General features: G+C 54.2%; 1 pseudogene. It reads right to left on the bottom strand.

What is annotated here, in order from left to right:
- Positions 1–201: pseudogene (locus tag F3J02_RS18445) on the bottom strand (hypothetical protein); the annotation flags it as partial.

The following is a 201-nucleotide window of genomic DNA, read 5'->3' as shown; positions in this document are numbered from 1 at the left end:
TCGTATCTGGTGGCAAGCTATCTACCACTTCACTGCCCGGTAATGATGGGTTACCCGCTGGGTCAGTCGCGACCGCAGTCACTGTACTGCCGTTTGGTAAGTTACCTGGATTTGGTACTGTCCATACACCAGTCACTGGGTCTGCTGTGGTTTGGGCTGTACCACCACCATTCGGGTAGGTCACCGTCACTGTTGAACCAG

Origin of the sequence: Acinetobacter sp. Tr-809, assembly GCF_011753255.1 — a bacterium.
Taxonomy (GTDB): Bacteria; Pseudomonadota; Gammaproteobacteria; order Pseudomonadales; family Moraxellaceae; genus Acinetobacter.
The sequence above is the reverse complement of the archived record's forward strand: the minus strand, read 5'-3'. Positions and strand labels throughout refer to the sequence as shown.